Origin of the sequence: Acinetobacter sp. 5862 (assembly GCF_024494585.1) — a bacterium.
Classification (GTDB): domain Bacteria; phylum Pseudomonadota; class Gammaproteobacteria; order Pseudomonadales; family Moraxellaceae; genus Acinetobacter.
Window position 1 is genome coordinate 1 of the sequence record NZ_JANHGP010000070.1, and the last position, 663, is coordinate 663.

Here is a 663-nt window from a genome sequence, read left to right on the forward strand (position 1 = left end):
TTTGTGTGTAGGCTTCTTCATTTGAAAATTATATCGCTGAAAAAGCCTTTACAGATAGGTTTGTGCAACAAAGCCCTATTAACCTATCTAGTGACACCCTACCCTCCTTCCTTGTTATAGAAGACTGTTTTTTATTCTATTTTCTAAATCAGTCCATACGCCAGTCAAATGGCATATCGCCTTGACCACGCAATGCAAGCATTAATGTTTGACGCATATGTACGAGTACATCATTGCTATAAGGTACGGCTGGCGTTCCCCAAACTGGTTTAGGCCATGCAACATCATTTTGATAACGTACAACATGATGAAAATGCAGTTGTGGCACGACGTTACCGAGTGCTGCAACATTCATTTTGTCTGCACGGAATACGCGTGCCAATTGGCTCGATAACCAGCTTGATTCACGTAAGAATTGCTCTTGATCAGCTTGGCTTAATTCATATAACTCGCTAATTCCCGGTACACGTGGTACAAGAATCAACCAGGGAAATTGCATATCATTCATTAAACGACATGTTGAAAGCGGAAAGTCGCCTACAAAAAATGTATCTTGAGCAAGTTGTGGATGCAAACTAAACATATCTTTTAGGACTTACGCATTGACAGATTCAAAAAAGTATTAAAATGCTTTATAAAGTATCTGTGATCAGACGAATTAAA

1 protein-coding gene is annotated in these 663 nt (G+C 39.1%); it reads right to left on the reverse strand.

Annotation, left to right across the window (positions count from 1 at the left end; all coding sequences use genetic code 11):
• Positions 1–148 precede the first annotated feature (148 nt).
• Positions 149–583, reverse strand: a complete 435-nt coding sequence (locus NO346_RS14115) for an HIT domain-containing protein (protein WP_256415552.1) — start codon at positions 581–583, stop codon at positions 149–151.
• Positions 584–663: the final 80 nt, after the last annotated feature.

What these genes read in the sequence shown, in the direction of transcription:
- NO346_RS14115 (WP_256415552.1), bottom strand. Translation starts at nt 583, where the DNA reads ATGTTTAGTTTGCATCCACAACTTGCTCAAGATACATTTTTTGTAGGC.